We start from the raw sequence: 22,399 nt of genomic DNA on the forward strand, positions 1-22,399 counted from the left end.
CAGCGCGGACGACGACGCGCAGAATCGAGGACCCATGGACCGCCAGTCGCCGACCCGGGCGAACCGCCCGACCGGCCCGACCCACCCGACCCGCACCACCGCCCAGGACGTCACCGCCGCGGTGGTGCGCCGTCCCCGCCGGGCGGTGGCCGGCGTCCTGGCCGCGGCCGCCCTGGGCACCGCGGCGCTGGCCGGCTGCTCCTCGGACAGCGAGCCGAGCAAGGCCGTCTCCTCGGCCGCCGGCGCGGTCCAGTCGGGCCTCTCGGCCGCCGCCTCCGCCGCCGCCTCGGCCGTGGAGTCGGCCGCGAGCGGGCTCTCCTCGGCGGCCTCCTCCGCGGTGGCGTCGGTGGCCGCCTCGGCGCAGGCGGCGGCCTCCTCGGCGGTCGCGAACGTCAAGGGCGGGCTGGACGCCAAGGGGGACGTCACGGTGAGCGGGGTGACGATCGGCTCGGACGGCAAGGCCGAGGCGACGCTCTCCGTCGCCAACCACGAGCAGCAGTCCAACCGGTACGTGATTCAGGTCAACTTCACCGACGACTCCGGCAACGTCCTGGACGCGACGGCGGTGACCGTTCCGGACGTGGCCGCCGGGCAGACCGCCCAGGCCACCGCCCGGAGCAACCGTGACCTCTCCGGCTCGGTGAAGGTCGTGGTGGCCAACGCCGTCCGGTACTGATCCGCAGGTCAGCGGGGCCGGCCCGGCGGGGGGCCAACCTTAAGCGCGACTCAAGCCTCAACATCACCCCTTGACGGGCGAGTTGGTCTAGTCCATTTTAATCCACAGGTGCAGGGAGCCCCTGAACCGGCGTCAGCGGTCTGTGGCCGCGGGCGCCGGTTCGGCATATCCCGGTGTCCGTCAGGCATGTACCCGCTCGATTCCCTTTCCCCCGCTCTGTCATGCCCTGGTCGTACGGCCCCACCCCGTACGAGCCCGCCAGGCGCGGCGGATCCCCCACAACCAGGAGTCACGCACCCATGCTCCGTTCACGTATCGAAAGGGCCGGGACCCCGGCTCAGGAGGGCGGCCGCCGGCGGCGCCCGAAGAGCCTGGCCGCCCTCGCGGTCGGCACGACCGCCTCCCTGCTGCTCGGCGCGGGCCTCGCCCTCACCGGTGGTGCCTCGGCCAGCGCGGCCGTCACCAACTCCACCGGCGCGCCCGCCACCAGCGGTGGCATCAAGGTCGCCTACTTCGACCAGTGGTCGATCTACGCGAACGCGTACTACCCGAAGACGATCCAGGACACCGGCGTCGCCGGGAAGCTGGACTACCTGATCTACTCGTTCGCGAACATCCACCCCACCAACCTGAACTGTTTCGAGGCCACCAAGGCCGCGAGCCAGGACGACAACAACCCCAACGCGGGTGACGGTGCGGGCGACGCGTTCGCCGATTACCAGAAGAGCTTCGGCCCGGACATCTCGGTCGACGGCGTCGGCGACGCCTGGGGCCAGCCGATCGCGGGCAACTTCAACCAGCTGAAGAAGCTGAAGGCGAAGAACCCCAACCTCAAGGTCCTGATCTCGCTGGGCGGTTGGACGTACTCCAAGTACTTCTCGGCGGCGGCCGCCACGGACGCCTCCCGCAAGAAGCTGGTCTCGTCCTGCATCGACATGTTCATCAAGGGCAACCTGCCGACGGACGCCGGCTACGGCGGCCCGGGCTCGGCGGCCGGCATCTTCGACGGCATCGACATCGACTGGGAGTACCCGGGCGGCGGCGGCCACACCGGCAACATCTCCAGCCCGAGCGACAAGCAGAACTTCACCCTGCTGCTGAAGGAGCTGCGCGAGCAGCTGGACGCCCAGGGCAAGACCGACGGCAAGACCTACGCCACGGCGGCGGCGGTCGGCGCCGGCCAGGACAAGATCCGGAACGTGGAGACCGACAAGATCGGTCAGTACCTCACGTTCCTGGACATCATGACCTACGACATGCACGGTGCCTGGGACGCCAAGGGCCCGACCAACCACCAGGCCCCGATCTACTCCGGCCCGGACGACCCGATGACCCCGGCCGCGCCGGGCAACGGCAAGTACTCGGTCGATGCCGCGATCAAGGCGTACACCGCCGGTGACACCGACTACGGCATCCCGGGCGGCTTCCCCGCCAAGAAGATCAACGTGGGTGTGCCGTTCTACTACCGCGGCTGGACCGGCGTCCAGAACAACGGCAAGAACGGTCTCTTCCAGCCCGCCACCGGCCCGGCCACCGGCGCGGCGATGTCCGGCAACGTCCCCGGCATCCAGATGTACAAGGAGCTCGCGGGCTTCGTCGACAACCCGGCCCGGACCTTCTGGGACGACACGGCGAAGACCACGTACTTCTACGACGGCTCCACGTTCTGGAGCGGTGAGGACACCCGGTCGATCCAGGCCAAGGTCGACTACGCCCACTGCAACGGCCTCGGGGGCTCCTTCGCCTTCTCGCTGTACGACCTGGGGACCAAGACCGCGCTGTTCGACAAGATGGTCGAGGCCACCAACGGGTCCGCCGCCGCCTGCCCGGCCGCGCCGAGCCCCACCCCGACCCCGACCAAGACGGTGACCCCCACGCCGACCCCGACCGCGACGGCCACCCCCACCACGACCCCCACCACGACCCCGACCCCGACCACCACCCCGACCTCTCCGGCCGGCTGCTCCGCCGCCCCGAGCTGGGACGCGGCGGCCACCTACGCCACCTCGACCAAGGTCTCCTGGAAGGGTCACTACTACACCAACAAGTGGTGGACCAAGGGCGAGGACCCCACCACCACCGGTCAGTGGGGCGTCTGGACCGACAACGGTCCCTGCTGAGGCCGTACCGCTCCACCGTTCAGGCGCCCGGCCGTCCGTGGGCCCGCGCACCTGAGCACCTGAAGATCTGAGGGCCCTGACGGACCCTCGCACCACGAGTCCGGCCCGCCGGGGGACGACACCCCGGCGGGCCGGACTTTCCACGTTCCCGGGCCCGGGGCGGGCGACCGGGCCACCGGGCCACCGGGCCACCGGGCCACCGGGCTCGGGCCGGCCCCACCGGGCCACCGGCCCGTCGGGCTCAGGCCAGGTCGTCGGTGCGCCCGAGGGCGTCGGGCTGGCTCTCCTCGATCCGCCGCAGCATCCGGGCCAGCATCGCGGACAGCACGGTGCGGTCCTCGCCGACGACGTCCTGGAGCAGCTCCTCCTCGAAGACGGCCGCCATCCGCATCGACTCCAGCCACTTGTCGCGGCCGTTCTCGGTCAGCTCGATGATCACCCGGACCCGGTTGGTCTCGTCCCGCTCCCGGGTGACGAGGTCCTCGGCGACCATCCGGTCGATCCGGTGGGTCATCGCGGCCGGGGTGAGCCCGAGCCGCTTGGCCAGCTCGCCCGGTCCCAGCCGGTAGGGGTTCCCGGCGACCACCAGGGCCTTGAGCACCTCCCACTCGGCGGAGGTGATTCCCAGCACAGTCAGCTGCCGGCTGTAGGAGACGCCCATCCGCCGGGCGACCCGGGAGAGGGTCTGCACGATGGTCTCCACCTGCGGGTCCACGGTGGGGAATTCCCGCTGGTAGACGGCCACCTGCTCGGCGATGCCCAGCTCGTCGGGGGCGGCCGGCGCGGGCTTGTCTGCTGTCATGCGGACCAGTGTCGCACGTGGGGGTGCAGACCTTAAGCCTTTGACTCCACAGTCTTCCGGTGCTAAGACTTTATCTCGGCAGACTTTAGCTCTTAAATCTTCTGCCCTTAAGAGTATTCATTGAAACCAGCGAAGGGGTGTGCACGGTGACCGGCACGGTGAAGCAGCAGAGGCAGCGGCGTCATGGGGCGGGCGGCCCGCTGCGCCGCGTCCAGATCGGCAACGCGCTCAGTGCGTTCGGCAGCGGATTCACGATGCCGTACATGTTCGTGTACGTGGACCAGGTGCGGGGGCTGGGCTCGCTGGCCGCCGGGATGGTGTTCACCGTCTTCGCGCTGGCCGCGCTCGCGGTGCTCCCGTTCACCGGCCGCGGCATCGACCGGTACGGCCCGCGCCCGGTGCTGCTCGCCGGTGCCGCGCTCGCCGCCACCGGCGCGTTCGCCTTCGGCCACGCCACCGGCACCCCGGCCCTGCTGGTCTCGTCCTTCCTGTTCGGCGCGGGTGTCACCACCTGCCAGCCGGCGCTCGCCACCATGATCGTCCGCTGCTCGACCGCCGCGACCAGGTCGCACGCCTTCGCGCTGCAGTTCACCCTGATCAACCTGGGCATGGGCATCGGCGCGCTGGTCGGCGGCCAGATCGTGGACGTCGCCGACCCGGCCAGCCTGACCCGGCTGTTCACCATCGAGGCCGTCACCTTCCTGGGCCTGGCCCTGGTCACCGGCAGCGCCCGGATCCCGAACGCGGCCCCGGTCCTGGTCCCGGGCGCGGCCAAGGGCCCCCAGGGCCTGCGGGCGCTGGTCGCCGACAAGGCGATGCTGCGGCTCTGCGTGCTCGCCGGGCTGATCTTCTTCACCTGCTACGGCCAGTTCGAGTCCGGTGTCGCGGCCTTCGCCACCGACACCGTCGGCACCGCTCCCTCCACCCTGGGCATCGCCATCGGCGCCAACGCGCTGACCATCGTCGTGCTGCAGATGTTCGTGGTGCGGATCACCGCCCGCCGCCGGCGCACCACCGCGATGGCCGCGGCCGGCGTGGTCTGGCTGGGTGCCTGGGCGATGGCCCTGGTGGCCGGCCTGATCCGGACCGAGACCATGGCCGCCACGGTCGCGATCGTCTCGATCTACGCCCTGTTCGGGGTGGGCGAGTCGCTGCTCGCCCCCACCCTGGGCCCGATCGTCGCCGATCTCGCCCCGGCCCGGCTGCTCGGCACCTACAACTCCGGGTACGCCCTGGTGAAGCAGGTCGCGATCGCGGTCGGCCCGGCCGTCGGCGTGCTGCTGGTCGGCTCCGGCACCTGGCCGCTCTACCTGGCGGCGATGGCCGGCTCCACCGTGCTGATCGTGGTCCTGGCGCTGCGGCTGCGCCCGTACCTCACCGCCGTCCAGGACAACGCGGCCCCGGCCGTCGTTCGGACGACCCTCCCGGTCCGGGAGCTCCAGACCGCGGCGTGACGCCCGGCCTGACATGCCACGACTGCGCCGTCCGGGTCACCTGGACGGCGCTCGTCGCGCTTGGATTCGTGACCACCGGCACATAGTGTCAGTGGCTGTTGACCGTCCGGCTCCGACCGGCACAGGCGAGACAGGCGAAATCGGCGAGGCTATGACGCAAGCGGCGCTCACGCACCCACCCGCACCAGCGGCCCCCGCAGCCCCCGTACCGGCCCGTCGGGGGCTGCCGCGCTGGGCGGCCGAACGGGCCGGCTGGCTCGGGCCGATCGGCGTGGCGCTCTTCGCCGGACTGCTGCGGTTCTGGAACCTCGGCTACCCCAACGCCTTCGTCTTCGACGAGACGTACTACCCCAAGGACGCCTGGTCGCTGCTGCGACAGGGCTACGAGGGCACCTGGCCGGACAGTGCCAACGCCGACATCCTGGGGGTGCCGCAGCGCATCCCGCTCACCTCCGCGCCGGAGTTCATCGCCCACCCGCCACTCGGCAAATGGGTCATCTCGCTCGGCGAATGGGGCTTCGGCCTGCACCCCTTCGGCTGGCGTTTCATGACCGCGCTGCTCGGCACGGTGACCGTGCTGATGCTGGCCCGGATCGGCCGCCGGCTGTTCGGCTCCACCCTGATCGGCTGCACCGCCGCCCTGCTGATGGCCGTCGACGGGCTCCAGCTGGTGATGAGCCGGGTCGGCCTGCTGGACGGCGTCCAGATGTTCTTCGTGCTCGCCGCCTTCGGCTCCCTGCTGGTCGACCGCGACCGCACCCGGGCCCGGCTGGCGTCCGCCCGCGACGGCGCGCGGCCGGACGGCGACCGGATCCGCCTCGGCCCGCGCCCCTGGCGGATCGCCGCCGGGGTCGCGCTCGGCGCCGCCTGCGCGGTCAAGTGGAACGGCGTCATGGTGCTCGCCGCGTTCGGCCTGCTCACCGTGCTCTGGGACCAGTCCGGCCGCCGCTGGGCCGGCGCCCGCCGCCCCTGGCGCTCGATGCTGCGCCGGGACGCGCCGCCCGCCCTGCTCGCCATGGTCGGCTCGGCCCTCGTGGTGTACGTCGGCTCCTGGGCCGGCTGGCTCGCCACCGGCGGCCGCACCGGCGGCGGGTACGACCGGCACTGGGCCGACGACCGGGCCGGCCTCTCCGCCGACAGCTTCCTCGGCATCCCGCTGCCGCAGGTCCCGATGAGCTGGGTGCCGGCGCCGCTGCGCAGCCTCTGGCACTACCACGCCCAGATGTACGACTTCAACACCGGCCTGAGCACCCCGCACACCTACCAGTCGAACCCGTTCAGCTGGCTGGTCCAGGGCCGCCCGGTCTCCATGTACTGGGAGCAGGTGCCGAACGGGCAGCAGGGCTGCACGGCCTCCGGCGGCTGCGCCGCGCAGATCCTCGGCCTCGGCACCCCGCTGCTCTGGTGGACGGCCTGCTTCGCCCTGGCCTACCTGCTCTGGCGCTGGTTCTTCCGCCGGGACTGGCGCTCGGGCGCGGTGCTCTGCGGCGTCGCCGGCGTCTACCTGCCGTGGTTCCAGTACCAGGAGCGGACGGTCTTCTCGTTCTACATGGTGGTGCTGGTGCCCTTCCTCTGCCTGGCCGTGGCGCAGATGCTCGGGGCGATGCTCGGCCCGGCCGGGTGCTCGCCCGAGCGGCGCCGGGTGGGTGCGGCCGGGGCCGGGCTGATCGTGCTGGCGATCGTGGCCTGCTTCGCCTTCTTCTATCCGCTCTACACGGCGGAGGTGATCCCCATGACGTCCTGGCAGGACCGGATGTGGTTCACCAGCTGGATCTGAGGCATGGCGCTCGCGGCGGCCGCGGGGAACCAGCTGCTGCCGGTCACCCCCCTGCTGGGGGTGGTGGCCGCCGTGCTGCTGGCCGCCGCCGTGGCGGTGGCCGGGTGGGGCCTGCTCGGGCACGGCCACGCGGTGCTGCGGGCCGGGCTGCGCGCGGCGGCGCAGCTGGCCGCCGTCGCGCTGGTGATCACCTGGGTGGTCGGCTCGCTCTGGTGGTCGGCGCTGTTCGTGCTGCTGATGTTCGCGGTCGCGGTGCGCACCGCCGGGCGGCGGCTGACCGCCGGCCCGCAGTGGGTCCGGGCGGCCGTGCCGATCGGCGCCGGGGTGCTGCCGGTGCTCGGGCTGCTGCTGGGGGTCGGGCTGCTGCCGCCGAAGGGCCTCTCGGTCATCCCGGTGGCGGGCATCCTGATCGGCGGCGCGCTCACCGCGACCTCGCTGGCCGGCCGGCGTGCCCTGGACGAGCTGCGCCAGCGGCACGGCGAGGTGGAGGCGGCGTTCGCGCTGGGCTTCGAGGAGCGCGACGCCCGGCTGGAGATCTGCCGGACGGCCGCCGCGACCTCGCTCGTCCCGGCCCTCGACCAGACCAGGACGGTGGGCCTGGTCACGCTGCCCGGGGCGTTCGTCGGCATGCTGCTCGGCGGCGCCTCCCCGGTGCAGGCCGGCGCCGTGCAGCTGTTCGTGCTGGTCGCTCTGCTGGCGGTGGAGTCGGTGGCGGTCGTCGTGGTGCTGGAGCTGGTCGCCCGCGGGCTGCTGGGCGCCTCGCCGCCCGGCGCCGTCGGGTAGGCTTGGCGCGTTGAAGGGGAGTAGCCCTCCACCGGACCGTCGACATACTGGCCCCTCGGGGCCCGGCGCCCGGGGCATCTGTCAGCTGGATGCCGGCGAGACCTTCGGCCGCAGTGCTGTGATGTTCTGACCAGCGCTGTCGGGCCGGAGCGACCCCTCACGGAGCTGCCGAGGCCGGGCAGCCCGACCCTGAGGGATACCGAACCCCCGATGAGCCTGACCGTAGCCGCGATCACCTTCGGCATCGTCTTCCTGTCCGAACTGCCGGACAAGACCGCCCTGGCCAGCCTGATGCTCGGCGCCAAGTACCGGGCGAGCTATGTCTTCGCGGGCATCGCCGCCGCCTTCGCCCTCCAGGTCGGCATCGCCCTGGTCGCCGGGCACCTGCTCGCGCTGCTCCCGCACCGCTGGGTGGAGGGAGTCACCGGCCTGCTGTTCCTGGCCGGGGCCGCGATGCTGCTCTTCCACGGCGGCGGTGACGACGAGGACGGCCACGCCGCCAAGGAGCCGTCCGCCAACAGCTTCTGGAAGGTCGCCGGGGCCAGCTTCGTGGTCGTGGCGATCGCCGAGTTCGGCGACCTCACCCAGATCATGACCGCCAACCTCGCGGCCAAGTACGCCGACCCGCTCGCCGTCGGCCTCGGCGCCTGGCTGGCGCTCTGCGCCGTCGCCGGGATCGCCATCCTCGGCGGCCAGAAGCTGCTGAAGCACGTCCCGATGAAGATGATCATCCGGGTGGCGGCCGGGATCATGGTGCTGATGGCCGGGTTCAGCATCTTCCAGGCGATCACCGGCTGACCGGGGGTCAGCAGGTACCCGGGTCGCTCTCCAGGGCGGCCCGGGTCTTCGGCCCGTAGAAGGCGCCGCTCGGACCCGTCTCGCCCTTGATCTTGAAGCTGCGCTGGTAGTCGCCGAGCACCGTCGCGGTCCACCAGTCGAAGGTGCTGGTGGCGATCGACTTGTCGACGAATCCGCACGAGGTGGCCGCGAGCCGCAGCTGCATGTCCTTGACGTCCGCCCCGGTCATCCCGCGCTCCAGCACCCGCACCGTCGGTGTCGGGGCCGGGGTGGTCGCCGTCGGAGTCGGCGCGGCGGTGGCCGTCGGGGTCGGCGCGGTGGAGGTGGGGGCCGGCGCCGGGGGAGCCGCCGGGACCGGAGTGCTCGTCACGGCCGTGGCGCTCGGCGCCGCCGGCCGGCTCGTGGTCGGTCTGGCCGTCCTGCTCGGGGACGGGCTCGGGGCCTCGCTGGTGGACGGTGGCGCGCTCGGGCTCGGCGCCGGGGCGGTCGGGTCGACCGGGACGGGCGCCAGCGTCGTGGAGGGGGCGGGCTGCGCCCGGTCGCCCGGCTCGGCGGAGGGCGTCACCGCGTACGCCAGGCCGACGGTGAGCACCAGCAGCCCGGCGCCGGCCGCGGCCAGCAGGCCCTTGCGCCGGGCGGGCATGCCCTCCTCGGCCTGCTCCGCCGTGCGCCGGGCGGCCCGGCCGCCGGTCGGCCCCGGGGCGTCGGGCGCCGCCGGGTGGAACGGGAAGTAGCCGATCTCGGCGCCGTCGGCCGGGGGCTGTCCCACCGTCGGCCCGGGGCCCGGCGGCGGCACCGACATCACCGGCGGGAGCACGGTCGTCGCGTAGGCGTCCGCGTCCGGCCCGGCCGGTCGCGCCGGCGGGCCGTCAGCGGCCTGGGCGGGCGGCAGCACGGTGGTGGCGAACGGGTCCGCGGGGGCGCCGGCCGGCGGGGCGTCCACGATCGGGCCGAGGGCCTGCGGCACGTACGGGCGGACCAGCGGCGGGCCTTCGAGGTGCGGGAGGACGGCGGTCTCGGTCAGGCCCGGATCCGGGAGGCACCGGCACCCGGCGGAGCGCGCGGTGCCGCACGTCGGGCAGTGCTGGTCCGGCATCGCCGGTCCTCCTCGGTCTCGAATCGTCTTCCGCCCGCCCCGGAGGGGTGTCCCCGGGGGCGAACGCGCCTGATTATGCAGGACGGTCCCAGGGGTGGACAGGGGCGTCCGGGCCACCGCGGGGGTGTTGTGACGGTTGGTGGTGGTTGTGACCCGATGAACGGCCGGCCGGTCGGCGACGTCCCCCGAACGGCCGCCGTTCTTACGTTCGGCTCAACTGAACGGCGCAGACCGGGGCATTTCTGACAGCATGGTGGCTGGGAGTGATCATCCGCACGGACCCCGCCGACCGGGATCCGCGACCCCTGGAGTCTCCATGACGGATCCGATCGCCGCGTCCGACCGCGGCCCGGCCGGCGAGCCCGGGCCGCCGGAGGTCACCGCCCCCAACCTCTGGGTGCCGATCGGCGCGCTGCTGCTGGCGATGCTGCTGGCCGCGCTCGACCAGACCATCGTCTCCACCGCGCTGCCCACCATCGTCAGCGACCTCGGCGGCCTGGAACACCTCTCCTGGGTGGTCACCGCCTACATGCTGGCCTCCACGGCGGCCACCCCGCTCTGGGGCAAGCTCGGCGACATGTACGGCCGGAAGCGCTTCTTCCAGGCCTCGATCGTGATCTTCCTGGTGGGCTCGGTGCTCTGCGGCATCGCCCAGAACATGGGCGAGCTGATCGCCTTCCGGGCCCTCCAGGGCCTCGGCGGGGGCGGGTTGATGGTGCTCTCCCAGGCGATCGTCGGTGACCTGGTCTCACCCCGGGACCGCGGCAAGTACCAGGGCCTGTTCGGCGCGGTCTTCGGCGTCACCAGCGTGCTCGGACCGCTGCTCGGCGGACTCTTCGTGGACAACCTCAGCTGGCGCTGGGTCTTCTACATCAACCTGCCGGTGGGGGTGGTCGCCCTGGTGGTGATCGCCGCCGTCCTGCACGGGACGGAGGTGAAGCGCCGGCACCGGATCGACTACCTGGGCACGGTCCTGATCGCCTCGGTGGCCACCTGCCTGGTGCTGATGACCTCGCTCGGCGGGACGACCTGGGCCTGGAGCTCCTGGCAGATCGTCGGGCTCGGCGTGCTGGGCGTCGTCCTGCTGGTCGCCTTCGTCCTGGTCGAACGGACCGCGGCCGAGCCGGTGCTGCCGCTGCGGCTGTTCCGCTCCCGGACGTTCAGCCTGGTCGCGGTGATCTCCTTCGTGGTCGGCTTCGCGATGTTCGGCGCGCTCACCTACCTGCCGACGTTCCTCCAGGTGGTCATGCAGGTCTCGCCGACCATGTCCGGCATCCACATGCTGCCGATGGTGCTGGGGATGCTGTTCACCTCGATCGGCTCCGGCCAGATCGTCGCCCGGACCGGCCACTACCGGGCCTTTCCGATCGCCGGAACGGCCGTCACCACGGTGGGCCTGCTACTGCTCTCCGGCCTGGACGAGCACAGCAGCACCTTCGAGATGAGCTGCTACTTCCTGGTCTTCGGCCTGGGCCTCGGCCTGGTGATGCAGGTGCTGGTGCTGATCGTGCAGAACTCCGTCGGCTACCAGGACCTGGGCGTGGCCACCGCCGGCGCCACCTTCTTCCGGTCCATCGGGGCGTCGTTCGGCGTCTCCATCTTCGGCACCGTGTTCGCCTCCGGGCTCAACAGCCGGCTCTCCGACGCGCTCGCCTCCGGGGTCCCGGTGCCGGCCGGCTTCGACCCCGGCGCGATCACCTCCGACCCCCGGGTGATCGCCGCCCTGCCGGCCGCCACGCAGGACGCGATCTACCACGCGTACTCCGAGTCGATCACCCGGGTCTTCCTGTACGCGGTACCGGTGGCGTTGGTCGCCTTCGTGCTGTCGCTCTTCCTGCGGGAGCAGAAGCTGCGCTCGACGGTGACCGCTCCCGACCTGAGCGAGTCGATCGGCCTCAATCCGGTGGAGCGCTCCTCGCTGGACGAGATCGCCCGCTCCCTGTCGGTGCTGAGCACCCGGGAGGCCCGGCGCGACCTGTTCCGGCGGATCACGGAGGGCGCCGGGCTCGACCTCAAGCCGGCCTCCAGCTGGCTGCTGCTGCAGATGCACCACCACGGGTCGGCCGAGCCCGCCGAACTGGCGGAGCGCCGGATCGTGCCGCTCGCGGTCGTCGAGGAGGCCGCCCGGGAGGTCGAGGACCGGGGGCTGGCCGCGCGCACCGGCGGCCTGCCGCTGCGGCTCACCGAGCCGGGGGAGGCGGCGGCGGTCCGGCTGGTGGCGGCCCGCCGTGAGCAGCTCTCCGAACTGCTCGGGGACTGGGACGAGAAGCAGTACGCGGACCTGGCGGAGCTGCTGACCAAGCTCTCCGCCGCGCTCTGCGCGGACGAGCGCGACCGGCCGGACCGGGCCGGGGCGGAGCCCGCGGAGCGGCGATCGGTGTAGGGGGTGGGTGCCTCGGTGGGGCGTCGGGCGTGCCGGGGGGTGCCTTGGGGTGGCTTGGGTGGCTTGGTGGTGCGTCAGGGGGTCCCGAACCACCGGGGCGTGTCGAGCCGGAACGGGTCGCCGGGGGCGAGGGCGCGCAGGTCCGTCTCCAGGGCGCGCAGTCGCTCCTCACCGAGGGTGTCGGACCACTGGGCGCGCAGTTCGTCGAAGATCCGGGCGGACCGGACCAGGCAGTCCACGCCCCGGGCGGTGAGCCGGACCACCTTGCGGCGGGCGTCGGCGGGGTCGCTGCCGCGCTCGACGTAGCCGAGCTGTTCGAGCTGTTCGACGGTCTTGCCGGCGGCCTGCTTGGAGACGCCGAGGCGGCGGCCGAGTTCGACGGCGGTGGTGCCGTCCGGCCCGATCGCCTGGAACACGAAGCCGTGCATCGGCCGCAGGTCGGGGTGGCCCTCACGGGCGATCCGCTCGTGCAGCTCGTCGATGATCAAGCGGAAGGCGAGCAGCAGTCGCAGCGGCAGCTCGAAGCCGGGGGGAGCGGAGTCGCTTGACACGATAGACAACCTCATTGACCATATAGACAACGTCATTGACCATTCTAGGGGGCCACGCCCATGTCCGTCATCCGCCGTACCGAAGCCCGTCGTACCGAGACGCCCAACGCCGCCATGACCACCCTCGCCTCACCCACCCAGGGCGGCAGCGCGCTCGCGATGTGGCGCGTGGAGATGGCCGCCGGCGGCCAGGGCCCGCTGCACGTCTTCGACGTCGAGCAGGTCTGGACCGTCCTGACCGGCGCCCTGTCCGTCGAACTGGGCGAGGACGCCTTCGCGCTGGCGGCCGGCGACACGGCCGTGCTGCCCGCCGGTGTGGCGCGCCGGATCTCCGCCGGGGAAGCCGTCACCGCGCTGGTCGCCGCGCCGGGCGGGGCCCGGGTGTCCGTCGCCGGCCGGCCCGAGGAGGAGCCCTTCGTCCCCGGCTGGATCGCCTGATCAACGGGCATTGGCCCCCGCACCGCCCCTTCCGGAGCGGTGCGGGGGCCGCTGGAGGTTCGGCGGCCGCCGGGGCTGTCGTTCCAGGCGGAGGTGGCCGCCGCGGTCCAGCTGGTCGACCATGCCCAGGAGGCCCCGTCGTTGCGCGGGTTCGGGGTCAGGCTGCCGCGACTTCGGGACGCGCCACCGCTCGGTCGGGGAGACGTTCCGCGCCTGCCGCCACCCGCTTGTGGGGCAGGATGGAGCCATGAGCGTAGTCAAGATCAACGTACTGACCGTCCCCACCGAGCAGCGCGAGGTGCTGGAGAAGCGCTTCGCCTCCCGCGCGGGCTCCGTGGAGAACTCCGACGGCTTCGAGTGGTTCGAACTGCTCCGCCCGGTCGAGGGCACCGACAACTACCTCGTCTACACCCGGTGGGCCGACGAGGAGTCCTTCAAGGCCTGGATGGAGGGCCCCATGCAGGCTGCCCACCGCCAGGGGCCGCCGCCCGCCGAGGGCGAGGCGCCGCAGCGCCCGGCGGCCTCCGGCTCGACCCTCTGGTCCTTCGAGGTCGTCCAGTCGGCCGGCCCGAAGGGCTGATCGCTTCCCTCGGGCCCTCTCCTCGCACGGGTTTCGCGGGGGAGGGCCCGAACCGCGTTCTCAGCCGCCCGCGATGACGGCGAGGTGGGCGGCGGCCGACCGGGACGGGCCGTCGAGGGGCGCCGTGCCCTTCGCCGCCGTGCCCTTCGTCGCCGTGCCGAGAGAAGCTGCCCGAGGCGACGCCAGGGTCTCCGGGTCCGGCCTCTTCCCTTGATCAGAAGCGGTTCGGGTCCTCATCAACAGGAGGGGTCTGCGTCGGGGTCGCCCGATCCGCCTCGATGGCGCCGGCCGCCTCGGCTGCTTCCCGGAAGGTGACGACCGCCTCGCCGTTCTCCCGCGCCCATGCGGTGAGCATCCTGATGGGCTCCTCCAGGGTTCGCCCGAGATCGGTCAGGCCGTACTCCACGCGCGGCGGCGCCTCGGCGTACGCGTGCCGCTCGACCAGCCCGTTGGCCTGGAGCCGGCGCAACGTCTGGGTCAGCACCTTGCGCGAGACGCCGCCGCTCAGCTCGACCAACTCGCCGTGACGCAACGGGCCGTCGGTCAGCGCGAAGAGCGTGACCATGGACCACTTGCTGGCGATGATCTCCATGGCCAGGAGAGCGGGACAGTCGGCGAGGAAGGCGATTCCCGGTCGCAGGCTCATGACCCGAAGGTTACCTGGAGGTACCTGATGGCCGCCTATCGTCGTGGAGGTGCGCACGCCTCTTACTCGCATCGCATGATTGAGGTCCAGCCATGTTCGTCTCACTCGCCGTCGTCACCGTGGTCATGTCGGCGCTTCTCCTGGCATCGGCCGGGGCCAAGGCTCTGCGGACGCGGCACATCACCGAGCAGATGTCCACACTCGGACTGTCGCAGAGCATGATGGCCTTCCTGATCGGCGCTCAGATCGCGGGCGCGGCCGGTGCGATCGCCGGACTCCGGTGGGGCCCCGTCGGGATCGCCGCCGCGATAGGCCTTTCGCTCTACTTCGCCGGGGCGGTCGCCTTCCACCTGCGCGTCGGCGACCGCAGGGGCGCGTCTCCGGCGGCGGTCCTCACCATCGTCTCCGTCGCCCTGGTCGTGCTGCGCGCCGCCACCCTCTGACAGCGGACGGCCGGTCCGGCGCCGGCCTCGACCGTGCCGAGTCTCCTCCGAGGGCGGCCACCGGTGGGCGTCATGAGTTGTCGTCGACCACGATGATCAGCCGGTGACCGTGGACCACAGCGGGTCAACGGCCGGCTGCTGTGGGGGAGGCGTTCCAGGCCGCCAAGCGCCTGGTCACAGTTCGGCCGCGTTGCCCCCGGTGCTTCTCGCGGGTTTCGGCCGTCCTGCCCGTCGAGGTGGTGTGCCCCGGATTCGGCCGGGGCGCACCACCGTTCAGGGGGTGGGCGGTGGGCGGAACTCGACCGGGGCGGCGAAGGCGGCGCGGCGGGTGGCCCGGCGGAGGGCGCGGAGGACGGTGGTGCCGAGGGTGAGGCAGAGGACGACGGTGAGGACGGCGCGGGGGAGGTCCCAGCCGAGGGAGGTGGTGAGGCAGTAGGCGGCGAAGCGGACCAGGTTGGCGCTCACGTCGTCCCCCGGGACGAAGGAGATCGAGCCGGACAGGCCGGCGATATAAGGCCAGCCCTGGAGGTTCATCACCGTGCCGTAGAGCAGTGAGGCGACGGCGCCGTAGCCGGCGAGCAGGGCGAGTTCGCGGCGGCCGCGCAGGGTGGCGGCGCCCGGGAGCAGGCCGGCGCCCAGGCAGACCCAGCCCATGGCGAGCATCTGGAACGGCAGCCAGGGGCCGACCCCGCCGGTCAGCAGCGCGGAGGCGAACATCGAGAGCGAGCCGAGGACGAAGCCGAAGCCGGGGCCGAGGACCCGCCCGGCGAGCACCATCAGGAAGAACATCGGCTCCAGGCCGGCGGTGCCCGCGCCGAGCGGGCGCAGCGCGGCACCCGCCGCGGCCAGGACGCCGAGCAGGGCGACCGACTTGGCGTCCAGGCCCGGCGCGCCGCCGCCGGCCGTGCGGCCCTCGGAGATCTGGGCGATCACCACCGCGAGGAGGAGCGGCAGGAGCAGGGCGAACAGCCAGGGGGCGTCGGTGGAGTGGCCGACCAGGGCGGAGTCGGTGGCGGCGAGCAGCGGCCAGCCGAAGGCGGCCACGCCGACCGAGGAGGTGAGCAGCAGGGTGGCGATCGAGCGGCGGCCGAGGGGGACGGGGCGGTTCCCCGCGCGGGGGGTGCGGTTCGTCCGGCTTGGGTTCGTTCGGCTTGGGTTCGTTCGGCTTGGGTTCGTTCGGCTTCGGGGCATTCGGCTTCGGTTCATTCGGCGCTCCCGGCGAGGGCCCGTTCGACCTGGTGGACGGTGAGCCAGGGCCCGGGCGCGAGGATCTTGGAGACCTGCGGGGCGAAGGTGGGGGAGGAGACCACCACCTCCGGGGTCGGGCCGTCCGCGACGATCTCTCCGTCGGCCAGGATCACCGTGCGGTGGGCGAGTTCGGCGGCGAGTTCGACGTCGTGGGTGGCGAGCAGGACGGCGTGGCCCTCGGCGGCGAGCGTCCGCAGGATCTCCACCAGGCGGGCCTTGGCGGCGTAGTCGAGACCCCGGGTGGGCTCGTCGAGCAGGATCAGCGGCGGCCGGGCGGTGAGCACCACGGCCAGTGCCAGAGTGAGCCGTTGGCCCTCGGAGAGGTCGCGCGGGTGGGTGGCGTCGGCGATGCCGGGCAGTAGCCGCTCCACCAGGGCGCGGCAGGTACCCGGGTCGGCGCCCGCGTCGCCGTCCGCCGCGGCGCACTCACCGGCGACGCTCTCCCCGTACAGCAGGTCGCGCGGGTCCTGCGGGACGAGGCCGACCTGGCGGATCAGCTCGGCGGGCCGGGTGCGGTGCGGGGTCCGGCCGCCGACCCGGACGCTGCCGGCGGCGGGGGCGTGCAGGCCGACCAGGGCGCCGAGCAGGGTGGACTTGCCGGCGCCGTTGCGGCCCATGAGTGCCGTGATCTCCCCGGGGTGGAGGGCGAGGTCCACTCCGCGCAGAGCCGGGACGGGGCCGCGCTCGACGGCGAGGCGGTCGGCGGTGGCGAGCGGGGCGGTGGCCGGGTCGGTGGGTGCGGCGGCGGGGCGCAGGCCGTCCAGTCGGGTGCGGAGGGTGGCGGCCTTGCGGCGGGCGTCGCGGACCGTGAGCGGCAGCGGGGTCCATCCCGCGAGCCGGCCGAGGCCGACCACGGGCGGGTGGACGGGTGAGTGCGCCATCACCTCGGCCGGTTCGCCGAGGACGGGCGGGGCGCCGGGCGTCAGCAGCAGGACCTGGTCGGCGTACTGCACGACCCGCTCCAGCCGGTGCTCCGCCATCAGGACGGTGGTGCCCAGGTCGTGGACCAGGCGTTGCAGGACCGCCAGCACCTCCTCGGCGGCGCCCGGGTCGAGGGCCGAGGTGGGCTCGTCCAGCACCAGGACCCGCGGGTGGACGGTGAGCACCGAGCCGATGGCGACGCGCTGTTGCTGGCCGCCGGAGAGCGAGCCGAGCGCGCGGTCGCGCAGATCGGCGAGGCCGAGCAGGTCGAGCGTCTCCTCGACCCGGCGCCGCATCACGTCCGGCGCCAGGCCCAGCGACTCCATGCCGTAGGCGAGTTCGTCCTCGACCGTGTCGGTGACGAAGTGGGCGAGCGGGTCCTGGCCCACCGTGCCGACCAGGTCGGCGAGTTCGCGCGGTCGGTGCTCGCGGGTGTCGCGCCCGGCGACGGTCACCCGGCCGTGCAGCACGCCGCCGGTGAAGTGCGGGACGAGGCCGCTGACGGTGCCCAGCAGGGTGGACTTGCCGGAGCCGGAGGGGCCAACCAGCAGGCAGAGCTCCCCTTCGGGGACGGTCAGGTCGACGCCGCTGAGCGCCGGAGCCTCGGCGTCGGCGTACTGGACGGAGACCTGCTCGAAGGTGATCACGAGGCCCTCCGGGGCGGGTGCGGGGTGACGAACGCCGGTACCAGGCCGATCAGTACGGCGAGGACGGCGGTCAGGGGCAGGGCGGGAGCGGTCGGCGGGACGACGGTCGGGGCGAAGGCGGCGGGATCGAGGGCGGAGAGCCAGATCGTCAACGCGGCCACGGCGGCGCCCGATCCGGCGGTCAGCCACTCGGGGAGGGCCCACGGGTCGGGGCGGTAGCGCGTCCGGGGGGAGCGGCGGCCGCCGAGCAGCAGACCGGCGAAGGCCGCGGCCAGGCCGAGCAGCAGGACGGGCGCCGCCCAGCCGGCACCGCCGGCGGTGAGCAGTCCGTAGGCGGCGAGGCAGATCCCGAGCAGGCCGGACAGGGTGAGCGCGGCGGTGGTGCGGGCGAGGCGGGGCGGGACGTCGGTGGTGCGGCCGAAGCCGCGGGTGTCCATCGCGGCGGCCAGTGCGACCGAACGCTCCAACGCGCCTTCCAGGACGGGCAGTCCGACGCTCAGCACGGCGGCCACGCCCCGGTCGGTGCGCCCGCGCAGACGGCGGGCGGCGCGCAGCCGCTGCACGTCGGCGACCAGGTTGGGCGCGAAGGTCATCGCGACCACGACGGCCACGCCCGCCTCGTAGAGCGCGCCGGGCAGCGAGCGCAGCAGGCGGGTCGGACTGGCGAGGGCGTTCGCGGCGCCGACGCAGACCAGCAGGGTGGCCAGCCGCAGCCCGTCGTAGAGCGCGGCGAGCAGGCCCTCGACGGTGACCCGGCCGCCGATCCGGACGCCCTGCGCCCAGGCGGGCAGCGGTACTTCGGGGAGGGTGAGGAGGACGTGGGTGCCGGGGATCGGGGAGCCGAGCAGGACCGCGAAGACCAGGCGGATGCCGAGGACCACCAGGCCGAGGCGGAGGAACGCGCCGTAGGAACGGGACCACGGCGCGTCCCCGCGGCGGGCGGCCACGACGTAGCCGGCGACGGCGGCGAGCAGGAGGAGCAGCAGGGGGTTGGTGGTGCGGGTGGCGGCCGCGCCGAGGCCGAGTGCCCACAGCCACCAGGCGCCGGGGTGCAGTTGGCGGGGGCCGAGCGGGGTGCGGGCGGCGCGCGGGGTGCGGCGGGGAGGCCGGGGGAGGCGGGCGCGGCGCGGGGGGTGGGGCTGGCCGGGGGCGCGGGGTGTGGTCACGGGGTGGGGTCCAGGTCGGGGCGGGTGGGGGAGAGGGTGGGGTGCGAATGCGAGTGCGGGTGCAGGTGTGGGGGCGGGGGCGGGGGCGGGGCGGGGTTGGTGGTAGGGGGGGGGGCCGGCAAAAAAACCGCGCGGGGGGCGGGGCGGTGCACCGGTGTTGGGGGGGGGGCCCGCGATGGGGTGGGGGGCCGGGGGGTTTCCGCGGGGGGGGGGCGGGCGCCGCGGGGGGGGGGGGGGGCGGCCGCGGAGTAGGAAGTCGGCTGGGCCGACTTCCTACTCCGGGCGCTTCCTGCGGCCTTGTCCACGTTTCTGCGGGCGGGGCCCTGCTTTCGCTTGGGGCCCGGGGTTTCTGTAGACCGGTCGGTATATGTAGACCGGTCTACAGGGATGGGCTGATCTCTATGTAGACCGGTTGGTATAAAGGTCCCGATCCGGCCCGGGGTGTGGCTGGGGGCCCGCTGGGCCCGGACCCGGCCCGGACCCGGCCCGGGGGCCGGGTTGGGCTGACGGGCCGGGCGCGTGGTGCGCGCCCGGCCCGGTACCCCTTCTATGCAGACCGGTCTACATAGGTGGACCGGTCTACATATTCGGCCCGACTCAGCGGCGACGGCGGGCCTGCCAGACCGCACCGGCGGCCAGGGCGGCAACCAGGACGGCCCCCGCGATCAGGCCGATGTCGGGGCCGCTGCCGTGGTCACCGTCGGCGGAGCCGCCCCCGGAACCGTCCCCCGCACCGTTCGCGGCCGGTTTGTTCGCCGCGCCGAGCTGGTCGCCGCAGCCGGACTTCGGGTAGCCGGCGATGGCACATAGCAGGCCGTTGGTGTCGTACCGCAGTGGTGGGGCGACGGCCGCCAGGACCTCGGCCGAGTTGGCACCGGTGGGCACGACCGCGCAGGCCGTGCGGAGTCCGGGCGGGGTCTCGCCGGGGGAGTCGGCGGGGGTGCCGAAGTCCAGGACGACGGCGACGCGTTTGCGCCCCGGCTGTTCGGCGGTACCGCCGCAGGTGGTGGCGAAGTCCCCGGCGGCACCGGGCCGGGCGGCCTCCCGGCCGCCGTCGGGGCTGACGGCGAAGCGCCACCCGTCCACGCCCCCGTCCTGCGGCACGTACACGGCCGGGCCCTGCTGCTGGTAGCCCCAGGCGCCGTCGGACCACTTCCAGAACGACCAGTACCGGTACCCGGCGGCCTGCGCGGGCGCCGCGCCGATGACCAGCAGGATCAGCACCCCGGCGATCAGTCCGGCGAGGAACCGGACGACCGCGGCCACCACCCGCCGACGCCGCTGGGGGTCGGCATAGGCCCACGCGCCACGAACAGCACCAGCGCGACCGACACCAGCGCGACCCGCACCGGCTTCGGCGGCGGGGGCGGTGGCCCGGGGGGTGCCGGGAATGGTCACAGCTTCTGGCCCCGCTTGCGCTGCAGGCTCAGCAGCAGCCCGCCGCCGATGCCGATCAGCAGGCCGACGCCGATCACCCACCACTGGCCGAAGCCGCCGTCCTTCTTCTTCTCGGCCGGCGCCGAGGAGGCGGGGGCGGAGGCCGCGCCGGTCGCCTTGGGCGCCGGGCCCAGCGCCGTCAGCTGCGCGACCAGGTCGCCGCCGAACGCGGCGGGGTCCCGCTGGGCGGCCTGGGCGACCAGCAGCAGGGTGGCGGTGGCCGAGGCGTCGGTGCCGCCCTTGGTCCAGGTGCCGCCCTCCGTGGCCAGCCAGTCCACCGCGCCGGTCGCCTGCTGCGGGTGCCCGCTCTGGATCAGGCCGAGCGCGGCCCAGGCGGTGGCGGTGTAGTCGGGGGTCGGGGCGGCCCCGGGCAGGGTCAGCGTCAGGTGCTGGTCACCGGCCGCGAGTTGGGCGGTGAGGTAGGCGCCGGCCGCCTCGGCGGAGTCCGCGCGCGCCACGAGCGGTTCCGTGGAGCCGTTCGCGCAGGGCAGGGCCTTGGGCGCGGCGTCCGTCCGGTTGGTGTTGGTGACCGGTAGCTTCCCGCCCGCCGCGGCGAGCGTGGCCTGGGCACTGGCCAGGGCGTTCGGGGCGAGCGCGCCGGCCGGGTCGGGCTGGTAGGCGAAGGCCCCGCGCTGGTCGGCGGGGGCGGCGCAGCCGAGCTGGAAGAGCGCCAGCCCGTCGTAGGCGCTCCGGCCCGCCTTGGCGACGGCCGCCGGGTCCAGCTTGGCGGCGAGCAGGGCGTTCACGGCCAGGCCGGTGGAGTTGGCGTCACCGGGGCTGCCGGGGTTGTAGGGCCAGCTGCCGTCCGCGTTCTGGTTGGCCTTGAACCACTGGACGCCCTTGTCGACGGAGTCCTGGTGGCCGCCGAGCGCGACCAGGGCCTGGACGGCGACGGCGGTGGCGTTGCTGTCCTCGGTCTTGGGGTCGCACGCGGCGGAGGCGTCCGCGCGGTAGGACGGCCAGCCGCCGTCCGCGCACTGCTGGCCGGTGAGCCAGGAGACGGCGGAGTCGGCCGGGGTCACCTTGGCGCCCGCCAGCGCGGTGAGGGCGAGGGACTGGCGCCACACGCCGTCGTACGTCGGGTCGCCCTTGCCGTAGAGGCCCTCGGGGACGGGCGCGGTGGCGCCGGCCGAGGGGCTGTCGGCGAGGGCCGGTGTGGCGGTGGCGCCGGCCAGCAGGGCGGCGGACAGGGCGGCGGCGCCCAGGCGGGCGGCGGTGAGCATGGTGGGGTTGAGCCTTTCGATGAGCGGTGGGGTGGCCCGGGTGGGCCGTTCCGTAGACCTCGACGGTGCCGGGTACAAAGGTGCCCGGCATGGCCGCTCGCCTCTCTCCGGGCACTCCGACTGCCCCGGCCGTCCAGCGCCGGGCTCACGGTTGCGGGTCAGTGCCGGATTCGCACCGGCTTTCCCCGGAGGAGAAGCGGGATGGAGTTGTCTTGCCCGTCGACTTTAGCCGCCGCGACCGTGACCGCCGTGCCTCCGGTCGCCGCGTGGAGGAGTCGGGGCGCCGACCGCGCCCGGGCCCCGGAGCCACCCCGGCCCCGAACCCACCCGAGCCCCGGAACCACCGACCCCGACCCACCCCGACCGACCCCGACCCACCCCGACCGATCCCGACCCACCCCGACCGATCCCGCCCGCGCCCCGAGAACAGGTTCCACTTCCCCGGCCCCTTCCCTGCCCCGCCCGCGGGCGGGGCATCAGGGCAGCGTGAGCAGCCGCGCTGCGGTGTGCAGATCGGCCCGGACCTCGGCGATCGAGGCCCGCCCGGAGAGCCAGGAGACCAGCGCCGAGTGCCAGGTGTGCTCGATCACCCGGACGGCCGCACGCTGGCTCTCGGTCGGCGGCCCGGACTGGCCGATCGCGTCCAGGATCAGCTGCCCGGTGGCCGAGCTCACCTGGTCCACCTCGGCGCTCACCGAGCGGTCGGCGAACGACAGCGCCCGCACCATCGCCTCGGCCAGCAGCGGTTCGCGCTGGAGCGCGTGGAACGCCCGGGTGAGCGTCTCGGCGACCCGCGAGGCCGCGTCCTGCTCGGCCGGCGGGTGCCGTCGGACCTGCTCCTGGAGGCCCTGCAACTGCTCCAGCATGACCGCGACCAGCAGATGGACCTTGGACGGGAAGTACCGGTACAGGGTGCCGAGCGCCACCTCCGCTCCCTCGGCGACCTCCCGCATCTGCACCGCCTCGTACCCGCCGCGGGCGGCCAGCCCGGTCGCGGCCCGCAGGATCCGCCGCCGCCGTTCGGCCTGGCGGGCGGTCAGCGGCGGGTCGGCGGACTGCCCGGCGGGCCCGGCGGGGCCGGGGGCGGCGGCGGGCACGGAGGTGACGGGCGGTGGCAAGGGTGCTCCCGGGGCGCGAGAGTGACGGGGGGTGCTCCGGCCGGTCCGGCGGACGCTCCGGCAGTGCTCCGGCGTGGCGTGAATCACCAGCC

Annotated in this window: 20 protein-coding genes and 1 riboswitch; of the genes, 10 read left to right on the forward strand and 10 right to left on the reverse strand. The window is 73.8% G+C overall.

All coding sequences use genetic code 11. The annotated features are described in order from the left end of the window. Positions 1–34 precede the first annotated feature (34 nt). Both ACFWA9_RS18360 and ACFWA9_RS18365 read left to right on the forward strand, forming a co-directional pair. Entirely contained in the window at positions 35–676 is a 642-nt protein-coding gene (locus ACFWA9_RS18360) for a hypothetical protein (RefSeq protein WP_380388252.1), read from the forward strand. 299 nt (positions 677–975) lie between these two features. Next, the gene (locus ACFWA9_RS18365; RefSeq protein ID WP_352289598.1) at positions 976–2,796 is read left to right on the forward strand and encodes a glycosyl hydrolase family 18 protein; all 1,821 of its coding nucleotides are present in this window, start codon (positions 976–978) and stop codon (positions 2,794–2,796) included. A gap of 241 nt (positions 2,797–3,037) precedes the next feature. On the opposite strand, the gene ACFWA9_RS18370 is transcribed toward ACFWA9_RS18365, so the two are convergent. Then, entirely contained in the window at positions 3,038–3,598 is a 561-nt protein-coding gene (locus ACFWA9_RS18370; protein ID WP_329487432.1) for a MarR family transcriptional regulator, read from the reverse strand. A gap of 158 nt (positions 3,599–3,756) precedes the next feature. Between ACFWA9_RS18370 and ACFWA9_RS18375 the strand changes: the two genes are divergently transcribed. The 4 genes from ACFWA9_RS18375 (at position 3,757) to ACFWA9_RS18390 (ending at position 8,410) form a co-directional block, all read left to right on the forward strand. Then, entirely contained in the window at positions 3,757–5,052 is a 1,296-nt protein-coding gene (locus ACFWA9_RS18375) for an MFS transporter (RefSeq protein ID WP_359802858.1), read from the forward strand. A 151-nt stretch (positions 5,053–5,203) separates the two neighbouring features. Beyond that, the gene (locus tag ACFWA9_RS18380) at positions 5,204–6,829 is read left to right on the forward strand and encodes a dolichyl-phosphate-mannose--protein mannosyltransferase (protein ID WP_380388255.1); all 1,626 of its coding nucleotides are present in this window, start codon (positions 5,204–5,206) and stop codon (positions 6,827–6,829) included. A 3-nt stretch (positions 6,830–6,832) separates the two neighbouring features. Next, a complete protein-coding gene (locus tag ACFWA9_RS18385; protein ID WP_359802854.1) occupies positions 6,833–7,612 on the forward strand; it encodes an ABC transporter permease in 780 nt (259 codons plus the stop codon). Positions 7,613–7,822: 210 nt separating this feature from the next. After that, positions 7,823–8,410 (forward strand): TMEM165/GDT1 family protein, encoded by a 588-nt coding sequence (locus ACFWA9_RS18390; protein WP_329487428.1) that lies wholly within the window; start codon positions 7,823–7,825, stop codon positions 8,408–8,410. A gap of 7 nt (positions 8,411–8,417) precedes the next feature. Here the strand turns inward: ACFWA9_RS18390 and ACFWA9_RS18395 are convergent, their stop codons facing one another. Then, positions 8,418–9,506, reverse strand: coding sequence for a hypothetical protein (locus tag ACFWA9_RS18395; RefSeq protein ID WP_380388257.1), 1,089 nt, complete (start codon positions 9,504–9,506; stop codon positions 8,418–8,420). A gap of 316 nt (positions 9,507–9,822) precedes the next feature. On the opposite strand from ACFWA9_RS18395, the gene ACFWA9_RS18400 reads away from it, so the two are divergent. Beyond that, entirely contained in the window at positions 9,823–11,889 is a 2,067-nt protein-coding gene (locus tag ACFWA9_RS18400) for a DHA2 family efflux MFS transporter permease subunit (protein WP_380388259.1), read from the forward strand. Between the two features lie 74 nt (positions 11,890–11,963). On the opposite strand, the gene ACFWA9_RS18405 is transcribed toward ACFWA9_RS18400, so the two are convergent. Further along, complete coding sequence (locus ACFWA9_RS18405; RefSeq protein WP_380388261.1) at positions 11,964–12,440, reverse strand: MarR family winged helix-turn-helix transcriptional regulator; 477 nt, start codon at positions 12,438–12,440, stop codon at positions 11,964–11,966. Between the two features lie 60 nt (positions 12,441–12,500). Here ACFWA9_RS18405 and ACFWA9_RS18410 point away from each other — a divergent pair, with 60 nt between their 5' ends. Together ACFWA9_RS18410 and ACFWA9_RS18415 are read left to right on the forward strand one after the other, a co-directional pair. Further along, positions 12,501–12,878: a cupin domain-containing protein gene (locus tag ACFWA9_RS18410; RefSeq protein WP_359839469.1), complete on the forward strand. Its 378-nt coding sequence runs from the start codon at positions 12,501–12,503 to the stop codon at positions 12,876–12,878. Between the two features lie 247 nt (positions 12,879–13,125). Then, positions 13,126–13,458 (forward strand): antibiotic biosynthesis monooxygenase, encoded by a 333-nt coding sequence (locus ACFWA9_RS18415; RefSeq protein WP_329487423.1) that lies wholly within the window; start codon positions 13,126–13,128, stop codon positions 13,456–13,458. A gap of 214 nt (positions 13,459–13,672) precedes the next feature. Here ACFWA9_RS18415 and ACFWA9_RS18420 read toward each other — a convergent pair whose 3' ends face one another. Continuing rightward, on the reverse strand, positions 13,673–14,104 hold the full coding sequence (locus ACFWA9_RS18420) for a winged helix-turn-helix transcriptional regulator (protein WP_380388263.1): 432 nt from the start codon (positions 14,102–14,104) through the stop codon (positions 13,673–13,675). Between the two features lie 92 nt (positions 14,105–14,196). Here ACFWA9_RS18420 and ACFWA9_RS18425 point away from each other — a divergent pair, with 92 nt between their 5' ends. Beyond that, positions 14,197–14,547: a DoxX family protein gene (locus ACFWA9_RS18425; RefSeq protein WP_329487421.1), complete on the forward strand. Its 351-nt coding sequence runs from the start codon at positions 14,197–14,199 to the stop codon at positions 14,545–14,547. 273 nt (positions 14,548–14,820) lie between these two features. On the opposite strand, the gene ACFWA9_RS18430 is transcribed toward ACFWA9_RS18425, so the two are convergent. The 6 genes from ACFWA9_RS18430 to ACFWA9_RS18455 all read right to left on the reverse strand — a co-directional run bounded on the left by ACFWA9_RS18430 (position 14,821) and on the right by ACFWA9_RS18455 (position 22,307). Then, complete coding sequence (locus ACFWA9_RS18430; RefSeq protein WP_380388265.1) at positions 14,821–15,591, reverse strand: ECF transporter S component; 771 nt, start codon at positions 15,589–15,591, stop codon at positions 14,821–14,823. A gap of 158 nt (positions 15,592–15,749) precedes the next feature. Continuing rightward, positions 15,750–17,363 carry an ABC transporter ATP-binding protein gene (locus ACFWA9_RS18435; protein ID WP_380388267.1) on the reverse strand — a complete coding sequence of 538 codons (1,614 nt, stop codon included), beginning with the start codon at positions 17,361–17,363 and terminating at the stop codon, positions 15,750–15,752. Next, complete coding sequence (locus ACFWA9_RS18440) at positions 17,360–18,529, reverse strand: CbiQ family ECF transporter T component (RefSeq protein WP_380388268.1); 1,170 nt, start codon at positions 18,527–18,529, stop codon at positions 17,360–17,362. The genes ACFWA9_RS18435 and ACFWA9_RS18440 overlap by 4 nt, the downstream gene beginning before the upstream one ends. Positions 18,530–19,126: 597 nt before the next feature. Next, entirely contained in the window at positions 19,127–19,798 is a 672-nt protein-coding gene (locus tag ACFWA9_RS18445; RefSeq protein ID WP_352289561.1) for an SCO2322 family protein, read from the reverse strand. 125 nt (positions 19,799–19,923) lie between these two features. Next, positions 19,924–21,189: a hypothetical protein gene (locus ACFWA9_RS18450; protein ID WP_380388270.1), complete on the reverse strand. Its 1,266-nt coding sequence runs from the start codon at positions 21,187–21,189 to the stop codon at positions 19,924–19,926. 109 nt (positions 21,190–21,298) lie between these two features. Further along, a riboswitch (cobalamin riboswitch) is annotated at positions 21,299–21,375 on the reverse strand. 290 nt (positions 21,376–21,665) lie between these two features. Beyond that, positions 21,666–22,307, reverse strand: coding sequence for a TetR family transcriptional regulator (locus tag ACFWA9_RS18455; RefSeq protein WP_380388271.1), 642 nt, complete (start codon positions 22,305–22,307; stop codon positions 21,666–21,668). Positions 22,308–22,399 lie beyond the last annotated feature (92 nt).

The sequence above is a fragment of the Kitasatospora sp. NPDC059973 genome, assembly GCF_042737525.1.
Classification (GTDB): domain Bacteria; phylum Actinomycetota; class Actinomycetes; order Streptomycetales; family Streptomycetaceae; genus Kitasatospora.